25 protein-coding genes are annotated in these 19,776 nt (G+C 72.4%); 15 read left to right on the top strand and 10 right to left on the bottom strand.

Going from position 1 to position 19,776, the window contains the following annotated elements; all coding sequences use genetic code 11:
- Positions 1-64: 64 nt before the first annotated feature.
- Together ACQEU6_RS29650 and ACQEU6_RS29645 are read left to right on the top strand one after the other, a co-directional pair.
- Positions 65-781 (top strand): DUF4097 family beta strand repeat-containing protein, encoded by a 717-nt coding sequence (locus ACQEU6_RS29650; protein WP_499336338.1) that lies wholly within the window; start codon positions 65-67, stop codon positions 779-781.
- 72 nt (positions 782-853) lie between these two features.
- Entirely contained in the window at positions 854-1,711 is an 858-nt protein-coding gene (locus ACQEU6_RS29645; RefSeq protein ID WP_499336337.1) for a helix-turn-helix domain-containing protein, read from the top strand.
- On the opposite strand, the gene ACQEU6_RS29640 is transcribed toward ACQEU6_RS29645, so the two are convergent.
- Positions 1,708-2,091, bottom strand: coding sequence for a YrdB family protein (locus tag ACQEU6_RS29640; RefSeq protein WP_499336336.1), 384 nt, complete (start codon positions 2,089-2,091; stop codon positions 1,708-1,710). The two genes, ACQEU6_RS29645 and ACQEU6_RS29640, sit on opposite strands and share 4 nt — an antisense overlap.
- A 17-nt stretch (positions 2,092-2,108) precedes the next feature.
- Here ACQEU6_RS29640 and ACQEU6_RS29635 point away from each other — a divergent pair, with 17 nt between their 5' ends.
- The gene (locus tag ACQEU6_RS29635) at positions 2,109-3,230 is read left to right on the top strand and encodes a methyltransferase (RefSeq protein ID WP_499336335.1); all 1,122 of its coding nucleotides are present in this window, start codon (positions 2,109-2,111) and stop codon (positions 3,228-3,230) included.
- A 6-nt stretch (positions 3,231-3,236) separates the two neighbouring features.
- On the opposite strand, the gene ACQEU6_RS29630 is transcribed toward ACQEU6_RS29635, so the two are convergent.
- A complete protein-coding gene (locus tag ACQEU6_RS29630) occupies positions 3,237-4,091 on the bottom strand; it encodes a helix-turn-helix transcriptional regulator (RefSeq protein ID WP_499336334.1) in 855 nt (284 codons plus the stop codon).
- Positions 4,092-4,236: 145 nt separating this feature from the next.
- On the opposite strand from ACQEU6_RS29630, the gene ACQEU6_RS29625 reads away from it, so the two are divergent.
- Both ACQEU6_RS29625 and ACQEU6_RS29620 read left to right on the top strand, forming a co-directional pair.
- Complete coding sequence (locus tag ACQEU6_RS29625; RefSeq protein WP_499336333.1) at positions 4,237-5,013, top strand: alpha/beta fold hydrolase; 777 nt, start codon at positions 4,237-4,239, stop codon at positions 5,011-5,013.
- 75 nt (positions 5,014-5,088) lie between these two features.
- Positions 5,089-5,211 (top strand): hypothetical protein, encoded by a 123-nt coding sequence (locus ACQEU6_RS29620; protein WP_499336332.1) that lies wholly within the window; start codon positions 5,089-5,091, stop codon positions 5,209-5,211.
- Between the two features lie 19 nt (positions 5,212-5,230).
- Here the strand turns inward: ACQEU6_RS29620 and ACQEU6_RS29615 are convergent, their stop codons facing one another.
- Positions 5,231-5,614: a nuclear transport factor 2 family protein gene (locus ACQEU6_RS29615; protein ID WP_499336331.1), complete on the bottom strand. Its 384-nt coding sequence runs from the start codon at positions 5,612-5,614 to the stop codon at positions 5,231-5,233.
- A gap of 89 nt (positions 5,615-5,703) precedes the next feature.
- On the opposite strand from ACQEU6_RS29615, the gene ACQEU6_RS29610 reads away from it, so the two are divergent.
- Positions 5,704-6,168 (top strand): MarR family winged helix-turn-helix transcriptional regulator, encoded by a 465-nt coding sequence (locus ACQEU6_RS29610; RefSeq protein ID WP_499336330.1) that lies wholly within the window; start codon positions 5,704-5,706, stop codon positions 6,166-6,168.
- A 30-nt stretch (positions 6,169-6,198) separates the two neighbouring features.
- Positions 6,199-6,642, top strand: coding sequence for a YciI family protein (locus ACQEU6_RS29605; protein WP_499336329.1), 444 nt, complete (start codon positions 6,199-6,201; stop codon positions 6,640-6,642).
- A 12-nt stretch (positions 6,643-6,654) separates the two neighbouring features.
- Here the strand turns inward: ACQEU6_RS29605 and ACQEU6_RS29600 are convergent, their stop codons facing one another.
- The 3 genes from ACQEU6_RS29600 to phoA form a co-directional block, all read right to left on the bottom strand.
- On the bottom strand, positions 6,655-7,515 hold the full coding sequence (locus ACQEU6_RS29600; protein WP_499336328.1) for a hypothetical protein: 861 nt from the start codon (positions 7,513-7,515) through the stop codon (positions 6,655-6,657).
- Entirely contained in the window at positions 7,451-7,810 is a 360-nt protein-coding gene (locus tag ACQEU6_RS29595) for a hypothetical protein (protein WP_499336327.1), read from the bottom strand. The genes ACQEU6_RS29600 and ACQEU6_RS29595 overlap by 65 nt, the downstream gene beginning before the upstream one ends.
- Positions 7,811-8,165: 355 nt before the next feature.
- Positions 8,166-9,524 (bottom strand): alkaline phosphatase, encoded by a 1,359-nt coding sequence (phoA, locus tag ACQEU6_RS29590; protein ID WP_499336326.1) that lies wholly within the window; start codon positions 9,522-9,524, stop codon positions 8,166-8,168.
- Positions 9,525-9,754: 230 nt separating this feature from the next.
- Here phoA and ACQEU6_RS29585 point away from each other — a divergent pair, with 230 nt between their 5' ends.
- On the top strand, positions 9,755-10,015 hold the full coding sequence (locus ACQEU6_RS29585; RefSeq protein ID WP_499336325.1) for a hypothetical protein: 261 nt from the start codon (positions 9,755-9,757) through the stop codon (positions 10,013-10,015).
- 191 nt (positions 10,016-10,206) lie between these two features.
- Here the strand turns inward: ACQEU6_RS29585 and ACQEU6_RS29580 are convergent, their stop codons facing one another.
- Positions 10,207-10,599: a nuclear transport factor 2 family protein gene (locus tag ACQEU6_RS29580; protein WP_499336324.1), complete on the bottom strand. Its 393-nt coding sequence runs from the start codon at positions 10,597-10,599 to the stop codon at positions 10,207-10,209.
- Between the two features lie 118 nt (positions 10,600-10,717).
- Here ACQEU6_RS29580 and ACQEU6_RS29575 point away from each other — a divergent pair, with 118 nt between their 5' ends.
- The 3 genes from ACQEU6_RS29575 (at position 10,718) to ACQEU6_RS29565 (ending at position 12,310) form a co-directional block, all read left to right on the top strand.
- A complete protein-coding gene (locus ACQEU6_RS29575; protein ID WP_499336323.1) occupies positions 10,718-11,290 on the top strand; it encodes a PadR family transcriptional regulator in 573 nt (190 codons plus the stop codon).
- A 113-nt stretch (positions 11,291-11,403) separates the two neighbouring features.
- On the top strand, positions 11,404-11,739 hold the full coding sequence (locus ACQEU6_RS29570) for a hypothetical protein (RefSeq protein WP_499336322.1): 336 nt from the start codon (positions 11,404-11,406) through the stop codon (positions 11,737-11,739).
- Positions 11,729-12,310, top strand: coding sequence for a carboxymuconolactone decarboxylase family protein (locus ACQEU6_RS29565; protein ID WP_499336321.1), 582 nt, complete (start codon positions 11,729-11,731; stop codon positions 12,308-12,310). The genes ACQEU6_RS29570 and ACQEU6_RS29565 overlap by 11 nt, the downstream gene beginning before the upstream one ends.
- On the opposite strand, the gene ACQEU6_RS29560 is transcribed toward ACQEU6_RS29565, so the two are convergent.
- On the bottom strand, positions 12,307-12,708 hold the full coding sequence (locus ACQEU6_RS29560) for a MerR family transcriptional regulator (protein WP_499336320.1): 402 nt from the start codon (positions 12,706-12,708) through the stop codon (positions 12,307-12,309). The genes ACQEU6_RS29565 and ACQEU6_RS29560 overlap by 4 nt on opposite strands.
- Positions 12,709-12,757: 49 nt before the next feature.
- On the opposite strand from ACQEU6_RS29560, the gene ACQEU6_RS29555 reads away from it, so the two are divergent.
- Complete coding sequence (locus ACQEU6_RS29555; RefSeq protein WP_499336319.1) at positions 12,758-13,636, top strand: NAD(P)-dependent oxidoreductase; 879 nt, start codon at positions 12,758-12,760, stop codon at positions 13,634-13,636.
- Between the two features lie 128 nt (positions 13,637-13,764).
- Here ACQEU6_RS29555 and dnaB read toward each other — a convergent pair whose 3' ends face one another.
- Positions 13,765-16,395: a replicative DNA helicase gene (gene dnaB / locus ACQEU6_RS29550; RefSeq protein WP_499336318.1), complete on the bottom strand. Its 2,631-nt coding sequence runs from the start codon at positions 16,393-16,395 to the stop codon at positions 13,765-13,767.
- A 338-nt stretch (positions 16,396-16,733) separates the two neighbouring features.
- On the opposite strand from dnaB, the gene ACQEU6_RS29545 reads away from it, so the two are divergent.
- The 3 genes from ACQEU6_RS29545 to ACQEU6_RS29535 all read left to right on the top strand — a co-directional run bounded on the left by ACQEU6_RS29545 (position 16,734) and on the right by ACQEU6_RS29535 (position 18,681).
- A complete protein-coding gene (locus ACQEU6_RS29545; RefSeq protein ID WP_499336317.1) occupies positions 16,734-18,059 on the top strand; it encodes an MATE family efflux transporter in 1,326 nt (441 codons plus the stop codon).
- Positions 18,060-18,279: 220 nt separating this feature from the next.
- A complete protein-coding gene (locus ACQEU6_RS29540; protein ID WP_499336316.1) occupies positions 18,280-18,444 on the top strand; it encodes a hypothetical protein in 165 nt (54 codons plus the stop codon).
- 48 nt (positions 18,445-18,492) lie between these two features.
- Positions 18,493-18,681: a hypothetical protein gene (locus ACQEU6_RS29535; protein WP_499336315.1), complete on the top strand. Its 189-nt coding sequence runs from the start codon at positions 18,493-18,495 to the stop codon at positions 18,679-18,681.
- A gap of 4 nt (positions 18,682-18,685) precedes the next feature.
- Here the strand turns inward: ACQEU6_RS29535 and ACQEU6_RS29530 are convergent, their stop codons facing one another.
- Complete coding sequence (locus tag ACQEU6_RS29530) at positions 18,686-19,486, bottom strand: peptidoglycan recognition protein family protein (protein WP_499336314.1); 801 nt, start codon at positions 19,484-19,486, stop codon at positions 18,686-18,688.
- Between the last annotated feature and the right edge of the window lie 290 nt (positions 19,487-19,776).

Raw genomic sequence — 19,776 nt, 5'->3', positions numbered from 1 at the left:
GCCCTTCCGGCACCCGTCTCCTTAGGCTCGACGGCGTTCAGCCAGATCGACCAGGAGGATTGCCGTGCGTGGCAAGGTTCTCGCCCTCGCTGTAGCCGCGGTCAGCGTGACCGCACTCAGCGCGTGCGACGTGGCATTCGCTTCCACCTACGAGGACGACGCCGCGCTGAAGGGCAAAATCAGCGCTGTACGGCTGGACGACATCGGATCCGGCAGTGTGACTCTGCACGGTGGGTCGTCCAAGGCGTCCCTGCACCGCAGGGTCAAATACCGCAGTGACAAGCCCGAGGGGCCCACTCACCGGATCGAGAACGGTGTCCTGACACTGCGCGGCTGCGGCTCCCGCTGCTCGGTGAGCTACACGGTCGAGCTACCGGCCGGGCTCCCCGTGTCAGGCGGCACCTCGAACGGCTCCATCACCCTCTCCAAGGTGGGCAAGGTGGACGTGTCCACGGATTCAGGCTCCATCCGCATGGACGGGGCCACGGGGCCGATCAAGGTCAGAACGGACAACGGCGAGATCCGGGGGAGCGGCCTCAAGGGCGGCGTCGACGCCGAGACCGACAACGGCGACGTCGACCTGACGCCCGGCTCACCGCAGAACGTCCGCGCGAAGACGGACAACGGCGAGGTCACGGTCACCATGCCCGCCGGGCGCTACCGCGTCAGCACGCACACCGGGAACGGCGACCGGCGGCTCGGCATCCCCGACGACCCGTCCGCCAGGTACCGCCTCGACGTCAGCACCAGCAACGGCGACATCACCACCAGGACGGCCTGACCCGCGGCACGGCGGCGCAGGGCAGGTGGGGACAGCGGTAACGCGCGGGGCGGTCCGGATAGCCTCGGCGGCATGGCGCGCAACGGCGAACTGGGCGAGTTCCTCAAGTCGCGGCGGGCGCGGCTGCGTCCCGCGGAAGCCGGCCTGCCCTCCCACGGGACGCGGCGCCGCGTCCCCGGGCTGCGGCGCGAGGAGCTGGCGCAGCTCGCCGGGGTCAGCGTCGCGTACTACATCAGGCTGGAGCAGGGCACGGCCGAGGGCGTGTCCGCCGAGGTCCTGGACGCGATCTCCCGGGCGCTGCGGCTGGACGGCGACGAGCACGCCCACCTGCACCGGCTCGCCCACCCGCCGCGCCGCGCGCCCGTGACCGCGCCTCCCCGCCTGCGGGCGCCGCTGCAGCACCTGCTCGACTCGTTCGCGCACGCCCCCGCGTACGTCGTCGGTCATCACACGAACGTGGTGGCGTGGAACCGGCTCACCTCCGCCGTGTTCGTCGACCTGGCGAGCGTCCCGCCGGACGAGCGGACCTGGTCGCACCAGATCCACCTGAACGCCGACTACCGGGCCAGGCTCGGCGACAACTGGCCGACGGTGGCCCGCCGCAACGTCGCCTACCTGCGGTTCCGCTCCGGTCAGGACCCGGACGACCCGCACCTGCGCGCGGTCATCGACTGCCTGCGGGAGCGGAGCCCGGAGTTCGGCCGCCTGTGGTCGGCGCACCACGTCACGGACCTGACGCACGGCGAGGCCCGCATCGACCACCCCGAGGCGGGACGGCTCGTCCTGCCGTTCGAGACCCTGCACCTGCCCGGCGACCCCGACCTCAGCCGCCTCATGCTCTACGCGGCCGAACCGGGATCACCGTCGGAGGCGGCCCTGAACAGGCTGGCCGAGACGTCGGCGCACCTCTCCAGCGCCGATCTCGCCTAACGCGGCCCGTCCTCGGCCGACGCACGGAAGTGGGCCTCGCGGTCGGCGGTCGCCAGGGCCGTGTTGAGCAGGGCGATCACCGCGAAGGCGACGGCCGCCGCCGGGTGGCCGACGCCGTGGAGGGCGAGCGCGCCCGCGCCGAACACGACGGCCTTCACGAGCAGGACGAGCGGCAGCGCGATGGTGAATCGGGCCCGCGGCGCGGCGAACAGCCCCCACAGGACGATCGCGGCGGCGGGCGCCCCGAGCCCGAGGACGACGTTGAGCAGCACGTTCCCGCCCGCCGTGAAGCCCCACCAGGCGAGCGCGCCGATGGCGGCGAGTTCCAGCAGGAAGGCGAGCCCCTCGTTCAGGACATGCAATGGTCCAGGGAGACGCACGCCGATACGGTACCCCTGTGGACGAGATCTCCTGGCAGGAGGGCGGCCGGGACCATCGCGTCCGCTGGCGGTCGGAGAGCGGCGCGCCCCCGCCCCGCCGCGTCGTGGTGGCCGACGACGAGACGCGCGCGGACGACGCCTACCGCCAGGCGTGCGAGGGCACCGCGCTGCTGTGGCAGGGCGACTTCCAGAACGCGCGGCAACTCCTCAAGGCCATGGCGCGCCGGATCGACCGTCCCCCACGGCGGCGCAGGCACAAACCCGAACCGGAGCGCGCACAGGCTTTCCACCTGTACCGGCAGGCACGCGCCCAGCGCGCGCGAACGCTCGGCACGCTGCTCATACCGTTCGACCCCGGCCATGTGATTCCGCTACGGCGCGCACCAGACGTCGTAGACGCCTGTACGGAGGCCTACGGCCCGGACGACCAGCCCTACATCACCTCACTGCGGGAACTGCTCGGCCTGATCGGCGCCCACGAGTGGCGCGAGAAGGGAGTCCCGATCCCCGCGCTGGGCGGCGATCGCGTACACCCGCACTACGGCGTCTTCTCACCGATCCGGGGCGAATACGTGGACCTGGTGGGCGAGGCACCGCTGCCACCGACGAAAACAGCGTTCGACATAGGAACCGGTACGGGCGTCCTGGCAGCGGTACTGGCCCGCCGTGGCATCGAGCACGTCGTTGCCACTGACCAGGACATGCGCGCGCTGGCCTGCGCCCAAGAGAACGTCGAGCGGCTTGGCGTGGAGGTCGAGGTCGTCCAGGCCGACCTCTTCCCGGAGGGACGCGCCGGTCTTGCCGTCTGCAATCCGCCGTGGGTTCCGGCCAAGCCCAGTACACCCCTGGAACACGCCGTCTACGATCCGGGCAGCCGGATGCTGCGCGGTTTCCTCTCCGGTCTCGCCGGCCATCTCGAACCGGGCGGCGAAGGCTGGCTGATCCTGTCCGACCTGGCCGAGCACCTGGGCCTCCGGACGCGGGACGAACTCCTGGAGATGATCGCCTCCTCCGGTCTGCGGGTCGCGGACCGGCTCGACACCGCGCCGCGCCACCCGCGCGCCGCCGATCCGGGCGACCCCCTCCACGCGGCCCGCGCCGCCGAGACCACGTCCCTGTGGCGGCTCACCGCCGGGTGACGCCGGTCAGCGGTGGCTGCGGTGCGCGGTCTCGGGGCCGATGACGCGCAGCAGGTCGAGGGACTCGATGCTGCCCGTGCCGGGCGGCGGCGTGAAGACGAAGAGCCGCTGGTCCTCGGCCGGGGTCAGCAGCGCCTCGGTGTCGAACTCGATCAGGCCGACCTCGGGGTGCACGACCTTCATCCGGCTGGTGCGCTCGACGGCGACCTCGTGCCGTTCCCACACCCGGGTGAACTCGCCGCTGGCCGCGTGGAGCCGTCCGACCAGGGCCGACGCGGCGGCGTCGTCGCCCCGGCGAGCGACGGCCGCCCGGAGCTGGGCGACGTGCCGGCGGCTGTGCCGCTCGTGCTCCTCCCGCGGGTACGCCTCCCGGACGAACGGGTCGGTGAACCACCGCCACACGATGTTGCGGTCGGGCTCCTCCACCGTGCAGACGCATCCGAAAAGCGCCTCGGCCAGCGCGTTCTGCGCCAGCAGGTCGCCGAGGTCGCCGATGATCTGCGCCGGCGTCTCGTGCAGCCGGTCCAGCAGGTACAGCATGCTCGGCCGGACGTGCTCGCCCGCGAACGGCCCGGCGGGCGGCCGGTGCCCGGCGAGGACGTACAGGTGGTCGCGCTCGTCGATCGTGAGCCGCAGCGCGCGGGACAGCGCGCCGAGGAGCTGGGTGGACGGCTGGGGGCTGCGGGCCTGCTCAAGGCGCATGTAGTAGTCGGCGGACATCCCGGCGAGCAGCGACACCTCCTCGCGGCGCAGCCCCGGCGTACGGCGCCGGGGGCCCGCCGTCAGCCCGACCTCCTGCGGGCGGAGCCGCTCGCGGGAGCGGCGGAGGAAGTCGGCGAGCTCCTTGCGGTCCATCTCCATGCCCCCATGATTCCGCTCCGTCCGGAATGTCCGTAGAGCTGAGACTGGGACCCATTGTCCTAGCCAAAGCCGTCCACTCCTCATCGCGGCCGGGCGCTGGCAGCGTCGGCGGCGTCCAGGAACGACGCCGGAAAGGACGGCCGCCATGCCGAAGCTCACCGTTGGAAACGCCACCGTCCCCTACCGGGTCGAGGGCTCGGGGCCCGCCCTCGTCCTCGTGCACGGCGCCGGCCCCGGCTCCGCCATGTGGGATCAGCTGCTCGACCGGTTCACCGACCACCGCACCGTCGTCCTGCCCGACCTCTCCGGCAGCGACCCGGCCGAGGACGACGGCGCCCCGCTCACCATCGAGGCGCTGGGCGCGCAGGTCAACGCGGTGATCGAGGATTCTGGAACGGGCCCCGCCGACGTGGTCGGGTTCTCGCTCGGCGCCCCGGCCGCCGCGGCGGCCGCCGCGCTGCGCCCGGGCCTCGTCCGGCGGCTGGTGCCCGTGGCCGGTCTGTCCCACGCGGGCGACGAGTACGTCCAGCAGCACATGACCCTCTGGCTGGGCCTCTCCGGCGACCCGGAGAGCTTCGGGCGGTTCGCGACGCTCACCGCGTTCAGCCGTGCGTTCCTCGACCGGATCGGGCACGACGCGGTGGAACGGCAGCACGCGTTCATGGCCCCGAACGACGACCGGCTCCGGCAGATCGACCTGGTCAGGCGGCTCGACATCCGTCCGCTGCTGCCCCGGATCTCGGCGCCCGCCCTGGTCGTCGGCGCGACCCGCGACCAGACGATCCCCGTCGAGAACCACCGGGAGCTGTTCGCGGGCATCCGCGGCGGCGAGTACGCCGAGCTGGACACCGGCCACGTGGCGATGGCGGAGCGGCCCGACGCGTTCGTCAAGATCGTCCGGGACTTCCTCGACCGCCCCTGAACGCCGCGTACGAGACCGCTCGGCCACACGTCGCGGCCACCGGGCCGTGCGGCCGGCTCGCGCGCGCGGGGCACCATGGACGACGTCTCCGGCCGCTTCTTCGACGGCCTTCAGGAAGCGCGCCCCGACCCCCATGCCTTCGACTCCGGCGCCCGCAGCCGCCTGAAGGCCCTCTCGAAGGAGCTCACGTCCCCCTGACCTGCGGGACGGCGCGGTCTCAGACCTTCGCGGCCTCCCAGATCGGACGGACCTCGACCCGCGTGACGCGCCATCCGTCCGCCGTCCGGGCGGCGCGCAGCTCGTAGCGCTCGCCGAGCACGCGCAGGCCGTCCTCCCGTGCGAAGACCACCAGAAGGTTGGCGCCGATCGCGGCCCGGTCGCCGTCCACGTCGACGAGCGGGTCGGTGATGAAGTGCTGGGTCGGCACCGTGTGGTTGCGGCGCGCCTGCGCGACGAGGGCGTCGAGCCCCTTCGCGCCCCCGCCCGGGGTGTGCGCCTCGGCGTCCTCGGTGAAGACGGCCCGCCCGTCGCCGGGGCTCTTGGCGTCCAGCCACAGCCCCATGCGGCTGACGAGGTCGGAGAGTTCCGCACGGTCGTCCATGACTCCTCATTTCATTGGCAATGCCAATATTGGCACAACCAACATTATGCGATCGTTGGCGCTGCCAACAAGCCCCTACACTGTTCCGCATGACGACGTCCGACGACCGGACGCCCACGCGGCTCCGGCACGCCCCGAGCTGGCTGATCAACCTGGCCTCCGCGCACAGCCACCGCCTGGTCGCCGAGGGGTTCACCGCGGCCGGGGCCCGCGGCTACCACTACCGGCTGCTCGCCGCCCTCGACGAGTCCGGCCCGTCCAGCCAGGCCGACCTCGGCCGCCGCTCGGGCATCGACCGCAGCGACGTCGTCGCCGCCCTGAACGAGCTGGCCGCCAAGAACCTGGTCGACCGCTCCCCCGACCCGTCCGACCGGCGCCGCAACGTCATCACGCTCACCCCGGAGGGCTCCCGCCACCTCGCGGAACTGGACGAGGTCCTCACCCGCATCCAGGACGACCTGCTCGCCCCCCTGTCACCGGACGAACGCACCCGGCTCACCGACCTGCTGATCCGCGTCGTCGACCACCACGCGCAGAACCGCCGGCACAGCTGACCAGGCGCCCGCGGGGTAAGGAGAGCTCTCATGAAGTACCTGCTGCTGAAGCACTACCGAGGTGGTCCGGCCCCCGCCGTCGACCACGAGCCGATGGACCGGTGGGCGCCGGAGGAGGTCGATGCGCACCTGCGGTTCATGCGCGACTTCGCGGCCCGCCTGGAGGAGACGGGCGAGCTCGTCGACGTCCAGGCGCTGTCGCCCGAGGGGACGTTCGTCCGGTACGACGGCGAGCGGCGCCCACCGCTCACCGACGGCCCGTTCGCCGAGACCAAGGACCTCATCGCCGGCTGGTACGTCGTCGACGTGGAGTCCTGGGATCGCGCGGTCCAGCTGGCCGGGGAGCTGTCCGCCGCCCCCGGGCCCGGCGGCGCGCCGATCCACGAGTGGCTGGAGGTCCGGCCGTTCCACGGCGAGTCGCCCTCGGCCACCGAGCCGGCGAACCGCTTCTGCGGGAGCACGCGCCGGCGGTGACCGCCGTCCTCGTCACGGCGTGCGGTAGTGGATCTCGTTGATCAGCTTCTGCATGGTCGTGCGCTCCCCGAGCGGCCCGGTGAGCTGCACCGCGACCGCCGTGTCGGGCCGGCCGCCCGGCCTGGAGGCGAAGACGCGACTCAGCGCCACCCTGACCTGGGGCCCTTTCTCACCCGGCAGTTCGCCCCGGATCCCGGCGTACCGCGTGGTCGCGTCGATCCGCCTCCAGTCCTTCTCCGGCACGGTGAACTGCTCGCACAGCGTCTCGCGCTCACCGTCGCCGCACGGAGCCGAGCATTCCTGGAACGCGACGAAACCGCCCGCGCCGCTTCCGCTCGGCGGGAAGGTGCCGCCCTCGTCCACGCAGAGCCAGCGGTCGTCGAACGGCGCCTTCTCCTTGCGCAGGCACCCCCAGGCGCCGGGCGCGTCGAAGCCGAAAGGCGCACCCTCCAAGGTCATGTAGCGGGTGTCCTCGCCCTCGCCGTACCGCGGACCGGCCACGGGACCCTTCCCGCCTCGGGGACCGCTCGCTCTCGACGGCGGCGGCGAGGACGCCCCGGCCGACGCGGGGGGCGGCGTGTAGGACAGGTCGGGTGGCCGGCTGACCTCCCAGGCCCGCCACCCGAAGTAGACCCCGTACACCAGCAGCATCACCAGACCGCCGGCCAGGGGCGTGAGGACGGCGGCCCGGAGGTGGCGGGGCGACGACGGCCCCCTCCTCGCCGGTGCCGGCGCCAGTGGTGCCCCGGCGTTTCCAGGCCCGGAGTCGTGCGGGGTCGGCGACCAGTGCGGGACGAAGCCGGGCCCGTCACCGGGCTCCGCCTGACCCGTCGTCAGGCCCGCGGTCTCCAGCAGCTCCGTCGCCTCGCGCAAACCCCTCCGGTCCCTGGGACGCGAGGGCGGCCCAGAAGAGCGGGCCCTCCGGCGCCGCGTCCACGACCCGTCCGGCCTCCTGCTCCATGGCCGCGATCGCCGCGGCGAACCGGTCGCGCACCGCAGGATCGGACGCGGCCTGCGGGACCAGCACCACAAGGACGACCTGACGGCCGCCGTAGTCCCGCCCGGAGTAGACGGTGCCCGCCGCCTGCTCGGCCAGGCGACCGCGCACCGTGAATCCGCCCAGCGACCGCGGGTCGGCGACTTTGAGCGGCTCGCCGGTCTCCTCCATCCGCCCCTCCTCGTCCAGCGGCTTCTCGCTGGGCCGTCCCGGTCTTTCGGGCCACGACGGGACGCGAAGGCATCGGTTCATCCGGCACGCGGGTGCGTGCGCCGAAGTCGTCCGCCCGCCAGGGGCCGGGACGGCGGCGCCGCAAAGCCTCTCGGCGGGCGGCGCCGCGTCTGCCCTGGTCCGCGAGGCGGTCACGATGGGCGGCCCCTGGTGGCCTCCGACGGCTGACCGCGGAGAAGAGCCCGGGGCTCGCCGGTACCCGCGAGGCTGGGGCGGGCCCTGCGGATGGCGCAGCGGTCGGCCGGTCACGCTGGGACGTGACCGGCCGTGCGTGGCCGGGAGCCGGTCCTCGGCGTCAGCGGACGCCGAGGGCGCGGGTGAGCGTGCGGAACAGGTCGGTCTGGTCGGTCACGCCGAGGACGCTCGCCGCCTGCGGCCCCTTGGCGGCGATGCGGACCTGGGTACCGGTGTGCTCCTGGGACTGGCCCGGCGCGTTGGTCGCATAGTTGATCTTCATGGGGGCGCCGTCGGCGGTGATCAGTGTGGCGGTCTGGCCCGGGCTCTGCGCCTCCAGCGGGATGATCTGGCTGGTGTGGCCGTGGTCGGCGGTCACGACGACGAGGGTGCCCGGGTTCCGGCGGGCGTAGTCGAGGGAGGCCCGCACCGCCTTGTCGAACTCGGCCGTCTCACCGATCTGGCCGCAGGGGTCGGCGGCGTGGTCGCGCTTGTCGATGGAGGCGCCCTCGATCTGCAGGAAGAAGCCCTTGGGGCTGTGCCTGGTCTGCGCGTCCAGCAGGCCGATGGCCTTGGACGCCATGGTCGACAGGTGCGGACCGCCGAAGGAGCCGTTCGGCGTGCACCTGGCCGGGTCGGTTCCGCCGACCTTGGCCGCCGGACCGGTCCACTCCTGCGGCATGTTGCCGTCGGCGAACAGCCCCAGCAGCTTGCCGCCGGGCTTGGCCGCGTTCAGCCCCCCGTCGTCGGTGACGACGTTGTATCCGGCGGCCCTGGCCTGGTCGATCACGGTCCTGCCGGCGAAGGGGCCCGCCTTCACCGTCTGCGCGAAGCGCGCCCTGCCGCCGCCCAGGTAGAGGTCGGCGCCCGTCTGCACCTGCTGCTCGGAGATCGAGCCGGGGCCACCGTTGACCTTGTCCTGCGCCGGGCACTTGGCCATGTCGGCCGGTCCCTGGCAGCCGCGGTCGGCCACGTGGGCGGCCAGCACCGCGGGGGTGGCGTCGCCGAGTTCGGCCGTGGTCACGTCCCCGGTGCGCAGTCCGGCTCGCCCGGCCAGTTCCAGGACGGTCGGGACCGGCCTGCCGTCCGGCGTGACCGAGATGGCGCCGTTGTAGGTCTTGTGGCCGGTCGCCCAGCCGGTCCCGCTGGCCGCCGAGTCGGTCACGTAATCGATCCGGCGCGGGTCGTCCTTGTCGACCGAGTACGTGGTGTACGCACCGGTGAGCGGCAGCGTGTCCAGGGCGAGCCGCCCGGCGGCGCCCTTGACGTAGTTGCGGGCGACGGTGATCTCCGAGTCGCCCATGCCGTCACCGATCAGCAGGATGACGTTGCGCGCCTTGCCGCCCTGCACCGCTCCCCGGATCTCCCGGGTCCGGTCGCCGCCGGACGCGTCGGCCAGACCCGAGCCGAGCCCGGCGGCCACCGCGACCGTCGTGAGCACGACCGCAGCCGTCCGCCGTGTCTTCCTCGCCGGAACCATCAAACCGACCTCCTGGCCATCGTGAGTGACAAACAGGCACAGATCACCAGGCCGAGGTGAGGTCGGCGCGCGCCGGTCACGACGGAGGCGTGAACAGTCGGCGAACGGTGGTGCGATGCGGTCGACACCGCCCCAGGCCGCCCGCCCGGCGATGAATGCCGCGCCGCGCGGAGTCAGGCTCGGCGGGACAGGCACCGGGGGAGACGTTCCGCGATCGGATGGGGGCCTGAATGGAGAGCCGGGAGCTTCGCGCGTTGCAGAGGCCGCTCAAGGAGCGCTACCGGGAGGATCCCGGGTCGGCCCTGGTGACCCTGAGCGCCTCCGGCACGCTGGAGGACGGGGTCACCTGCTCGCTGGAGACGGGCCGGGCGGTACTGCGTCGTGCTGCAGACCCTGGCGTCCTCCCCCGAACTCACGGTGACCTCCCGCGCCGGCTGACCGCGCCCGAGCGCCTCTCCCGGGCGCGCCCGCCCACACGGACGGGCGCGTGACCCGCACCGGCGTTCCGTGGTCGGAGAACTCGGCGACGGAGGTGAAGCGGACGGGGTCCCGGTCGGCGATCTCGGGGTCCGCGGCGAGGATGACGGTAAGGGGACGGTCGGGGTGCAGGGCGACCACGACGTCCTCCCTGGCGATCACGTGCGGGTCGGCCGGTGGACCGGCGCCCGCTCTCCGGGGCGGTTCAGGAGCTGAGGACCTCGCGCTCGATCTGCTCGAACTGCGCGCCCATCGCCTCGGCCAGCGCGGTGGCCCCCGACAGGGGACGCACCATGACCGTCAGCTCGTCGATCAGGCCGTCCTCGTCGATGTGGAGGAAGTCGCACCCGTGCACCTCGCGGCCGTTCACGGTCGCCTGGAACATGAGCGCGTGGTCGCGGCCGTCCGCGCCGGCGATCTCCCGCACGTAGCGGATGTCCTCGAACACCCGCGCCGCGGCCCGCACGATCGCCGCCGTGATCGCCTTGCCGCGGTACGGCTTGAACACGACCGGGCTGGTGAACACGGCGTCGTCGGCCAGCAGGCCCGCGATCGCCGCCGTGTCCCCGGCCTCCACCGCCCGCCTGAACGGATGCATGCGGCACTCCCCGATTATCCAACTTGTTGAATAGGTGCAAATTACACTAGCGGCGTCGCGGGGGGCCGTCCACCGGGCGGCGGCGTGGCGACGATCACGGACCGCTACGCTCGGGACCATGTCGTTGCGGAACGCGGTCCTGGCCACGCTTCTGGAGGGCGAGGCGTCCGGATACGACCTGTCCAAGAGCTTCGACGCCGGTGTGGCCAACTTCTGGATGGCCACACCCCAGCAGCTCTACCGGGAGCTGGACAAGATGGCCGCCGACGGCCTGATCCAGGCGCGGGTCGTCCAGCAGGAGCGCCGTCCCAACAAGCGCCTGTTCTCCCTCACCGAGGCCGGCCGCCGCGCCCTGCACGAGTTCACCGCCAGGCCCCCGCGCCCCGGCGCCATGCGCGAGGAGCTGATGGTGCAGGTCCAGGCGGTGGACGCGGGGGACGCCGAGGCCGTCATGGCCGCCCTCCGGGAGCGCCGGGCCTGGGCCGAATCCAAGATCGCCCGCTTCGAGCGGCTCCAGGCCCGCTTCCTGAACGGCCGCGCCGAAGAGGAGTACCTGGCCGCCGCCGACCGGATCGGCCCCTACCTGACCCTCATGCGCGGCCTGGCGTTCGAGCGCGAGAACCTCCGCTGGTGCGAGCAGACGCTGACCATCCTCGACCGCCGCACCGCCACCCACCCCCTCAAAGGCTGACCGGGCACTCGTCGCGCCCCGGCGACGCCCGCCGGTTCGGATGTCTCCGGCTGCATGTCATGTTCGGAGGGTGCCGAACGTCTTGTTCTCAAGGACAGACGAAGGAGGGTGCCATGCCGGGCGAGGACGGCAAGCGAGCGGCGCACCGAGCACTGGTGGATCGCCTCCTGAACGGGGAGGGAAGGGCGTCGGCCGAACAGCGGGCGCGCGCCTTCGGCAACGATGGCCTCTCCCCGCCCCTGGACGCCCTTGTCGGCAAGGTGGTCGACAGCCCGGCGCAGGTCACCGAAGCGGACCTGGCGGCGGCGAAGGCGTCGGGCAGCACCGAGGACCAGATCTTCGAGCTGGTGGTCTGCGCCGCGGTCGGCCGGTCCGACCGGCTGTACGAGGCCGGGCTGGCGGCCCTGGCCGAAGCGACGGGCGAGGGGAGGCCCGGTCATGCGTCTTGACGTCCTCGACCACGGCTACGACGCCAGAACCAAGCTGCTGTTCTCACTCATCAGGCTCTTCTCCAGGCATCCGGTTCCGGACGCCGCGAAGCTCGTCTTCTACCGGCCCGACTTCTACGGCGCCCGGGCCAAGGCGTTCACCCACGAGGCGATGCGCGGACCGTCCGACTGGTCGGTGGGCGACCGGGAGCTGATGGCGGCCTACGTGTCGAAAGTGAACGAGACCAGGTTCTGCATCGCCGCCCACACCGCGACCGCGAGCCAGGCCTACGGGGACGAGGCACGGGTCGCGGCGGTGCTGGCCGACCTGGAATCCGCCCCCGTCGAGGAGCCGCTGCGCGCCACCCTGCGGATGCTCGGCACGCTGACACGCGAAGGAACGGTCGGCGCCGACGACATGCGGGAAGTGCTGGCCGCCGGCGCCTCACCCCAGCAGATCAAGGACGCGCTGGCGGTCTGCGCCGCCTTCGACATCACCGACCGCCTCGCCGACGCCTTCGGCTTCGCCCTGCTCACCCCCGAGGCCTTCGAGGCGGGAGCCAAGTACCTGCTCAAACGCGGCTACCGCTAGCCGCAAGGCACGCCGGCCCGGACGAGATCCGACCGTCCCTCGCCGTCCGTTCGCGCAGCGGCGTCGATGTAGCCGGCGAGGGCGTCGCGGGATCGCGCGAGCCTCTCCATCTCGTCGTCGAGCCGTCCCAACCGGGTCCGCATCGCGGCCAGCAGCTCGGGACACCCGAGCAGCTCCGGCGCCTCCCCGACCGCGCAGGGCAGCAGGTACGCGATGTCCTCAGAGGACAGACCGGCACCGAGCAGATGCCTGATCTGCTTCACCCGCACGATGGCCGCGTCGTCGTAGCGGCGGTAGCCGTTCGCGCCGCGATCCGCCTCCAGCAGGCCCTGCGCCTCGTAATAGCGCAGCTGATGAGCCCTGACGCCCGTCCGGCGGCTCAACTCCCCGATGTGCATCGCATCCTCACTTGACCTTCAGACCGGTATCAACGCTGACGATGCTGCCATGAGCAACAACACCGACACCCCTGTGACGGTCATCGGACTCGGCCTGATGGGCCGGGCGCTGGCCGACGCGTTCCTGAAGGCCGGACACCCCACGACCGTGTGGAACCGCACGCCCTCCAAAGCCGCCCAGCTCGTGGCCGGAGGCGCACGCCTGGCGCCGACGGTCGCCGACGCCCTCAAGGCCGGCTCCCTGACGGTCATCTGCCTCACCGACCACCAGGCCGTGCGCGAGGCGCTCGACGGGAGCGAACCGGACGGCACGACGCTGGTCAATCTCACCTCGGGCACTTCGGCCCAGGCCCGGGAAGCCGCCCGCTGGGCGGAGCGGCGCGGCGCCCGCTACCTGGACGGCGCCGTCATGGCCGTCCCACCGGTGATCGGGACCGCCGAGGCGCTGATCCTCCACAGCGGGCCGCGACCGGACTTCGACGCGCACGAGCCGGCGCTCGGCGCGCTCGGCACCGTCACCCACCTCGGCGAGGATCCCGGGCTCGCGTCCCTCTACGACGCGGCCGGCCTGGCCATGATGTGGAGCGTCCTGAACGCCTGGCTCCAGGGCACCGCCCTACTCGGGACAGCCGGTGTCGACGCCGCGGCCTTCGCGCCGTTCGCGCAGCAGATCGCCGCCGAGGTGGCGGGATGGCTTCCGGGCTACGCCGAGCAGATCGACCGCGGCGCCTACCCGGCGGAGGTGTCGGCGCTGGAGACCGACGCGCGGGCGATGGCGCACCTGGTCGAGGAGAGCGAGGCGGCGAACATCGACACAGCGCTGCCGAAGCTGCTGAAGGCGATGGCCGACCGCTCCATCGCCGCCGGCCACGGACCCGAGCAGTACCCCGTCCTCATCGAGGAGTTCCGCACCCCCCACAAACCCTGACCATCCCAAACACCTACGAGGCCGACCAAACGACCCGCAGGGAGAGCCCCGGCGCCAAGCCCAGGCTCTCCCCGCACCCTCAAAAGTGAGCCATACCTCCCGCACCGCCGAGCAGGCGTTCCGGGTGGTTACTGGGCCATGTCGACGAAGCGGCTGTAGTGGCCCTGGAAGGCGACCGTGACGGTGGCGGTGGGGCCGTTGCGGTGCTTGGCGACGATCAGGTCGGCCTCGCCGGCGCGCGGCGACTCCTTCTCGTAGGCGTCCTCCCGGTGCAGCAGGATCACCATGTCCGCATCTTGCTCGATAGATCCCGATTCGCGGAGGTCGGAGACCATGGGCTTCTTGTCGGTGCGCTGCTCGGGGCCTCGGTTGAGCTGGGAGAGCGCGATGACGGGGACGCCCAACTCCTTGGCGAGGAGCTTCAGCGAGCGGGAGAACTCCGAGACCTCGACCTGGCGGCTCTCGACGCGCTTGCCCGACGTCATCAGCTGCAGGTAGTCGATGATCACCAGGCGCAGGTCGTGCTGCTGCTTGAGGCGGCGGCACTTCGCGCGGATCTCCATCATCGACATGTTCGGGGAGTCGTCGATGAACAGCGGCGCCTCGGCGACCTCGCTCATGCGCCGGGCGAGGCGCGTCCAGTCCTCGTCCTGCATGGTGCCGGACCGCATCGCGTGCAGCGCCACCCGCGCCTCCGCGGACAGCAGCCGCATCGTGATCTCGTTGCGGCCCATCTCCAGGCTGAAGAACGCCGAGGTCAGCCCGTGCTTGATGGACGCGGCGCGGGCGAAGTCGAGGGCGAGCGTCGAGTTGTGCGTGGGGACGCACGAGCGTCCCGCCAGGTACAGGTGGTCGTCGTTGTCGACCTGGACGCACCGCACCGGCACGCTCTCGACGGGCCGCACGTCCACGATGTGCCGCACCCGCGTCTTCGGATGGACGCCCGCGCGCTGCCGCGCCGCCTTGCGCGGGAGCCGGAACACGGTCTCGGCGGGGACGAAGCCGATCTGGAAGAGGTCTTCCCCGGCGGGGTCGGCGGTCAGGGCGGCGTCATGGCCGAGGCTGAGGAGCAGTTCGCGCATGTCGCCCGCGAGGCGCGCGGACGGGACGGCGACGTCGACGCGGCCGTCCGGGGAGATGTGCCCGCAGACGTCGAGGAGCCCGGCCAGCAGCGCCCGCCGCTGGGCGGCGGAGGCCCTCAGGTACCGGGACGGGACGTGCTTGCCGCCGAGCAGGCCGAGCGAAGCGAGCCGCTCGCGGACGCCGGGCAGGACGTGGCATCCGAAGACGGCCTCGGCGGCGACCTCCTGGCCGGCGGCTTCGATCTGGGCGGGGACGGCGCCGTCCAGGCAGGTGATGCGGGCCTCGTCATCGTCACCGGCGCCGAGCCACGCGCCGAGGACGTAGGGGTCGAGCGGCAGGTCGGCCTCGGGAAGGTCGAACGCGGACGCGAACTCGACGGCGCGCCGGGGGGCCCCGTCCAGGGCCGCGAAGATCTGCTCGGTGGTCTCGATCCGGTGGACGGTCTCGCTCACGTGCGGCGCGGCGGTTCCGTGGTTCCCCGTACCAGCCCCTGGGTGGGGAACTCCGCCGCCGGGCTCCAGGGGGTGGCCCGCGGCGTGGACGAGTCGAGCGTCTTGCGCGGAGGTGTTCGCCTGCTGCGATGTGGCGGGGCGCGCGCCGGTGGTGAGGCGATGCGTGCGCGGCCCGGGCCCGCCGCCCGTGCCCGCGTTCGCGCGAAGCCGAGTGTCGCCGTGACCTGTGAGAACGCTGCGACAGGCGGCTTCGGCGACCGTGAGGACGGGCTGCCGGGCCTCACCCGCGGCCGGCCGCGGGCCGGGAAGACGGGTCGCCTCCTGGGGGGCGCGGCCATGGGTGGTGGTGCGCCACTGGTGCTGGGCGTCGGCGACGATGACCTCGCCGTCGGAGAACTCGATCTCGTAGCAGGGGCGGCCGTGCATCACCTCGGTCGCCGCGACCACGCGGGTCGGCCTCCCGTCGGCGCCGATCAGACGGTCGCCGGGCGCGACCTCGCCCATCGTCGTCCAGCCGCCCGGAGTCGGGAGCGGGGTGGCGACGTGGAGGGCCTTGCCCATGGCGGGCCTCGCGGCGACGACGATCATCTGGCCGGCGTGCAGGCCGTTGGTGAGGGCGTCCAGATCGGCGAAGCCGGTGGGGCAGCCCACCATCTGGCCACCGCGGCTGCCGATCGCCTCGATCTCGTCCAGCGCGCCGGGCATGATCTCGCTCAGCGCGACGTAGTCCTCGCCGGCGCGCTTCTCGGCGATGGCGAAGACCTCGGCCTGGGCGCGGTCGAGGACCTCGTCGGCGTCAGCGCCGTCGGCGGCGTAGCCCATCTGGACGATGCGGGTGCCGGCCTCCACCAGGCGGCGCAGGACCGCGCGCTCGTGAACGATCTTGGCGTAGTACCCGGCGTTGGCCGCGGTGGGCACCAGAGAGATCAGCGTGTGCAGGTACGGGGCGCCGCCGATGCGGCCGATCTCGCCGTTCTTGGTGAGCTCGCCGGCGACGGTGACCGCGTCGGCGGGGTCCCCGCGGCCGTAGAGGTCGAGGACGACGTCGTAGATGATCTGGTGGGCGGGGCGGTAGAAGTCGGGGGTGCGCAGCATCTCCACGACCTCGGCGATGGCGTCCGGGGAGAGCAGCATGCCGCCGAGCACGCCCTGCTCGGCCGAGATGTCGTGCGGCGGGGTGCGCTCGAACTCGTGCTCCTGCGGCCCGATATCCGCAACGCTCATCGCCACACCCCCTTCGTTCTGGCCCGCCGGCGGCCCCGTCCGCCCATCGCCGACCGTTCACCCCACGTCTATCTGTCGCGTCGGACATTCTCGCGACGGCACGCTGCCGCAGGCAAAGCGAGCTGTGGACAAGCCTGTGGACGACCTGTGCAGACACGCGGAACAAGTTGTGCACGACCTGTGGACAACTCTGTGGATTATTCTTGGGCGCCACCCGGATCTCCGCGCTGAGCTGCGATGACCTCGTCCACCGGGTGTGGGGTGAAGAAACTCGGCCGACCCGGGCCATGTAAGGCTCTTATTTTGTTTGTAAGTTACACGCTGGTAGCCTCGGCGCGGTGACGACCCCCCGGCGGCTCGCGACCGCGCACGACCGCGAGATCCTGCGCCTCGCCGTGCCGGCCTTCGGCGCGCTCGTCGCCGAACCCCTCTTCCTGCTGTCGGACTCGGCCATCGTCGGGCATCTCGGCACCGCGCAGCTGGGCGGGCTCGGGGTCGCCGGCCAGGGCCTCAACACGCTCGTCTACCTCTGCGTCTTCCTCGCCTACGGGACGACCGCGGGCGTGGCCCGCCAGGTCGGCGCGGGCGACCTGCGAGGGGCGATCAGGCAGGGCGTCGACGGCATGTGGCTCGCGGTCGCCATCGGCGCGGCGCTGATCGTGGCGGGCTGGCCGCTCATCCCCTGGATCGTGGACGCGTTCGGGGCGTCCCCCGGCGTGGCGCCCTACGCCGGGACGTACCTGCGGGTGAGCCTGTTCGGGATCCCGTCCATGCTGGTCGTCCTGGCCGGGACGGGCGTGCTGCGCGGCCTCCAGGACACGCGCACGCCCCTGCTCGTGTCGATCGGCGGTTTCTCCCTGAACCTGCTGCTCAACGTGGTGTTCGTCATGGGGCTGGGATGGGGGATCGCCGGCTCCGCGTGGGGCACGGTGCTCGCGCAGACCGGCAGCGCCGCCGTGTACGTCGGCGTGGTGCTGCGCGCGGCCCGGCGCCACGGCGCCATGGTCCGTCCCGACTGGGACGGGTTGCGGACGTCCGCAACGGCCGGTTTCGGGCTGCTGGTACGGACGGCGGCGCTGCGCGTCGTCCTCATCGTCGGGACGTCGATCGCGGCGCGCATGGGCGACCCGGAGATCGCCGCGTACCAGGTGGGGTTCCAGGTGTGGACGCTGCTGGCGTTCGCGCTCGACGCGATCGCGATCGCCGGCCAGGCCATCACCGGGCGCTACCTGGGCGCGTCCGACATCACCGCCACGCGGGCCGTCACGCGCCGGATGGTGTGGTGGGGCGTCGGCTGCGGCGTCGTGTTCGGGCTGGCCATCCTCGTGGTCCGGCCGTGGCTGCCCGCCCTGTTCACCTCCGACGGCGACGTCCGGGACCTCCTGCTCGCCTCTCTGCTCCTCGTGGCGGCGCTGCAGCCGGTCGCGGGGGTGGTGTTCGTCCTGGACGGCATCCTGATCGGGGCGGGCGACGGCGCCTACCTCGCCGTGACGACGCTGGTCGCCACGGCCGTCTTCCTGCCGGCCGCCCTCGTCGTCCACAGGGCGGACGCCGGACTGGTCGGCCTCTGGGTCGCGATCGGCCTGTGGATGCTGACCCGGATGATCACGCTGAGCCTGCGCGCCCGCGGCGATCGCTGGATGGTCACCGGCGCCGTCCGCTGATACCGAAACGCTCGTACGGCGGCCACCGCCTCGGCCACCGCCCATACCGATCCTCGGCCCGCCCGCCCGCAGAATGCCCTCGCCGCCCCCGCGGGACGGCTACCGGAACATCGGACCGTTCAGGGGCGCTCAGGGTCGCTCAGGGCACGGCATCTGGTCGACCTCCGCCGCCGAACCCTCGCTCGCCGTCCCGATGCTCTCGCCCTGGGACACCCGGAGCATGCTCGCACCCTACGCCGGGACCACCAGGCCGATCCGTGCTCCGGGACACGCGTGGACGGCGTCGATCCCCGCCCCGTCCGCCGGGCAGGTCTCCCTCCGCGTGTCCGTCCCCGGCCTGGTGGACCAGACCGTGATCGGCGCCTTCACGGTGGGTGAGGGCTGATTCCCGGATCGCCTCCGCACCGCCGGTCACTCCCGCTACTATTCGAACATGTGTTCCACACACGGCGAGCGGATGGCCCGGCTGACTCAGGCGATCGACGACCTGGCCGCGGAGGGCCTCGCCGGCCTGCCTCCCGAGACCCTGGTCGAACGGGTGGCGGGAATCTGGTCGCTCGTCGAGGGCATCGACCCCGAGATCGCCCGGCGGCGCACCCGCTACACGGCGCCCGAGACGTAGCGGCTCAGCCCAGGTCGTCGAGGGACGGCAGCAGCGGCGACAGGATCGACCCGCCTTCGGAACCGCCCTCGGAACCGCCCCCGCCGGTGGAACTCTGGCCCGACCCGGCCTCCATGCGTTCGGCCACCGACCGCCGGAGCCGGGGCAGCCGCGCGTAGAGGACGTCCCCGGGGCACGAGGTGCTGTTGTAGTCGCGATGTCCGACGATGGCCTCGGACGGGTCGAGGCCGTACTTCTGGCACAGCCAGACGCACACCTCCGTCAGCGACTTCCACAGGGCCCCGGGCACCGCCGCGGACATGTAGGTGCCCTCGTTCTCGATGCCGATCGTGTGCTGGTTGTGGTGCAGGACCTGGGCGCCGATGGCGAGGTCGCCCGACCGGATGGCCTTGAGGCTCCGGTTGCGCCCCTCCATCACGATGCCGCCGCGGCTGATCGTGAGCTGCTGGCCGGCGTCGTCCCAGCCGTTCCTGTTCATGTGGATGTTCTGGATGGACCGCGACAGGGCGAACGCGTGGGCGAGCGAGCGGTCCCGCGCGTTCCCCGTCGCCGTGTGGTGCACGATGATGTGGTCCGGCGGCCGGTCGACCACCTCGGCGGCGCGCCTGGGCGCTCTCGCCTTCCACTGCGCCCGCGTGTACACCTGCGGGGCGTCGGCCGTGAACAGCACGCGGTCGCCGGTCCCGTGGTACGGCCCGGCCGCAAGATCCTCCGCCATGGCCTCATTCTGGTGGAACGTCCCCAGGGGCAGCATCTCCAGCAGCCCGGCCCCCATGACGCCGCCGATGACCGCCCTCCGTGTCACCGCCCTCCGTGTCACCGCTCTTCGTGTCACCGCCCTGCCCGTGCGCTGCCGGTCGTCCGCGCCCTCCCCCGAATGCGCGATCGCCACCACCCCCTTCGTCCCGCGACACTGTGATCACGGAACGTAATCGCCGCAAAGCTGATCACTCAAACACACGGCGATTCACGGGCGTTTCATGGGAAGTCCGAACATCGGCGGCCCCGACAAACGTCGACACAGCCCGCATCCCCGGCCCCTGCGACCAGGTCCGAAAACGGATTTCAGGTGCGCGACAACGCCGACGACCCCCG

The sequence above is a fragment of the Spirillospora sp. CA-108201 genome (assembly GCF_050936235.1).
Classification (GTDB): Bacteria; Actinomycetota; Actinomycetes; order Streptosporangiales; family Streptosporangiaceae; genus Spirillospora.
This window is presented reverse-complemented; position numbering and strand designations above follow the sequence as displayed.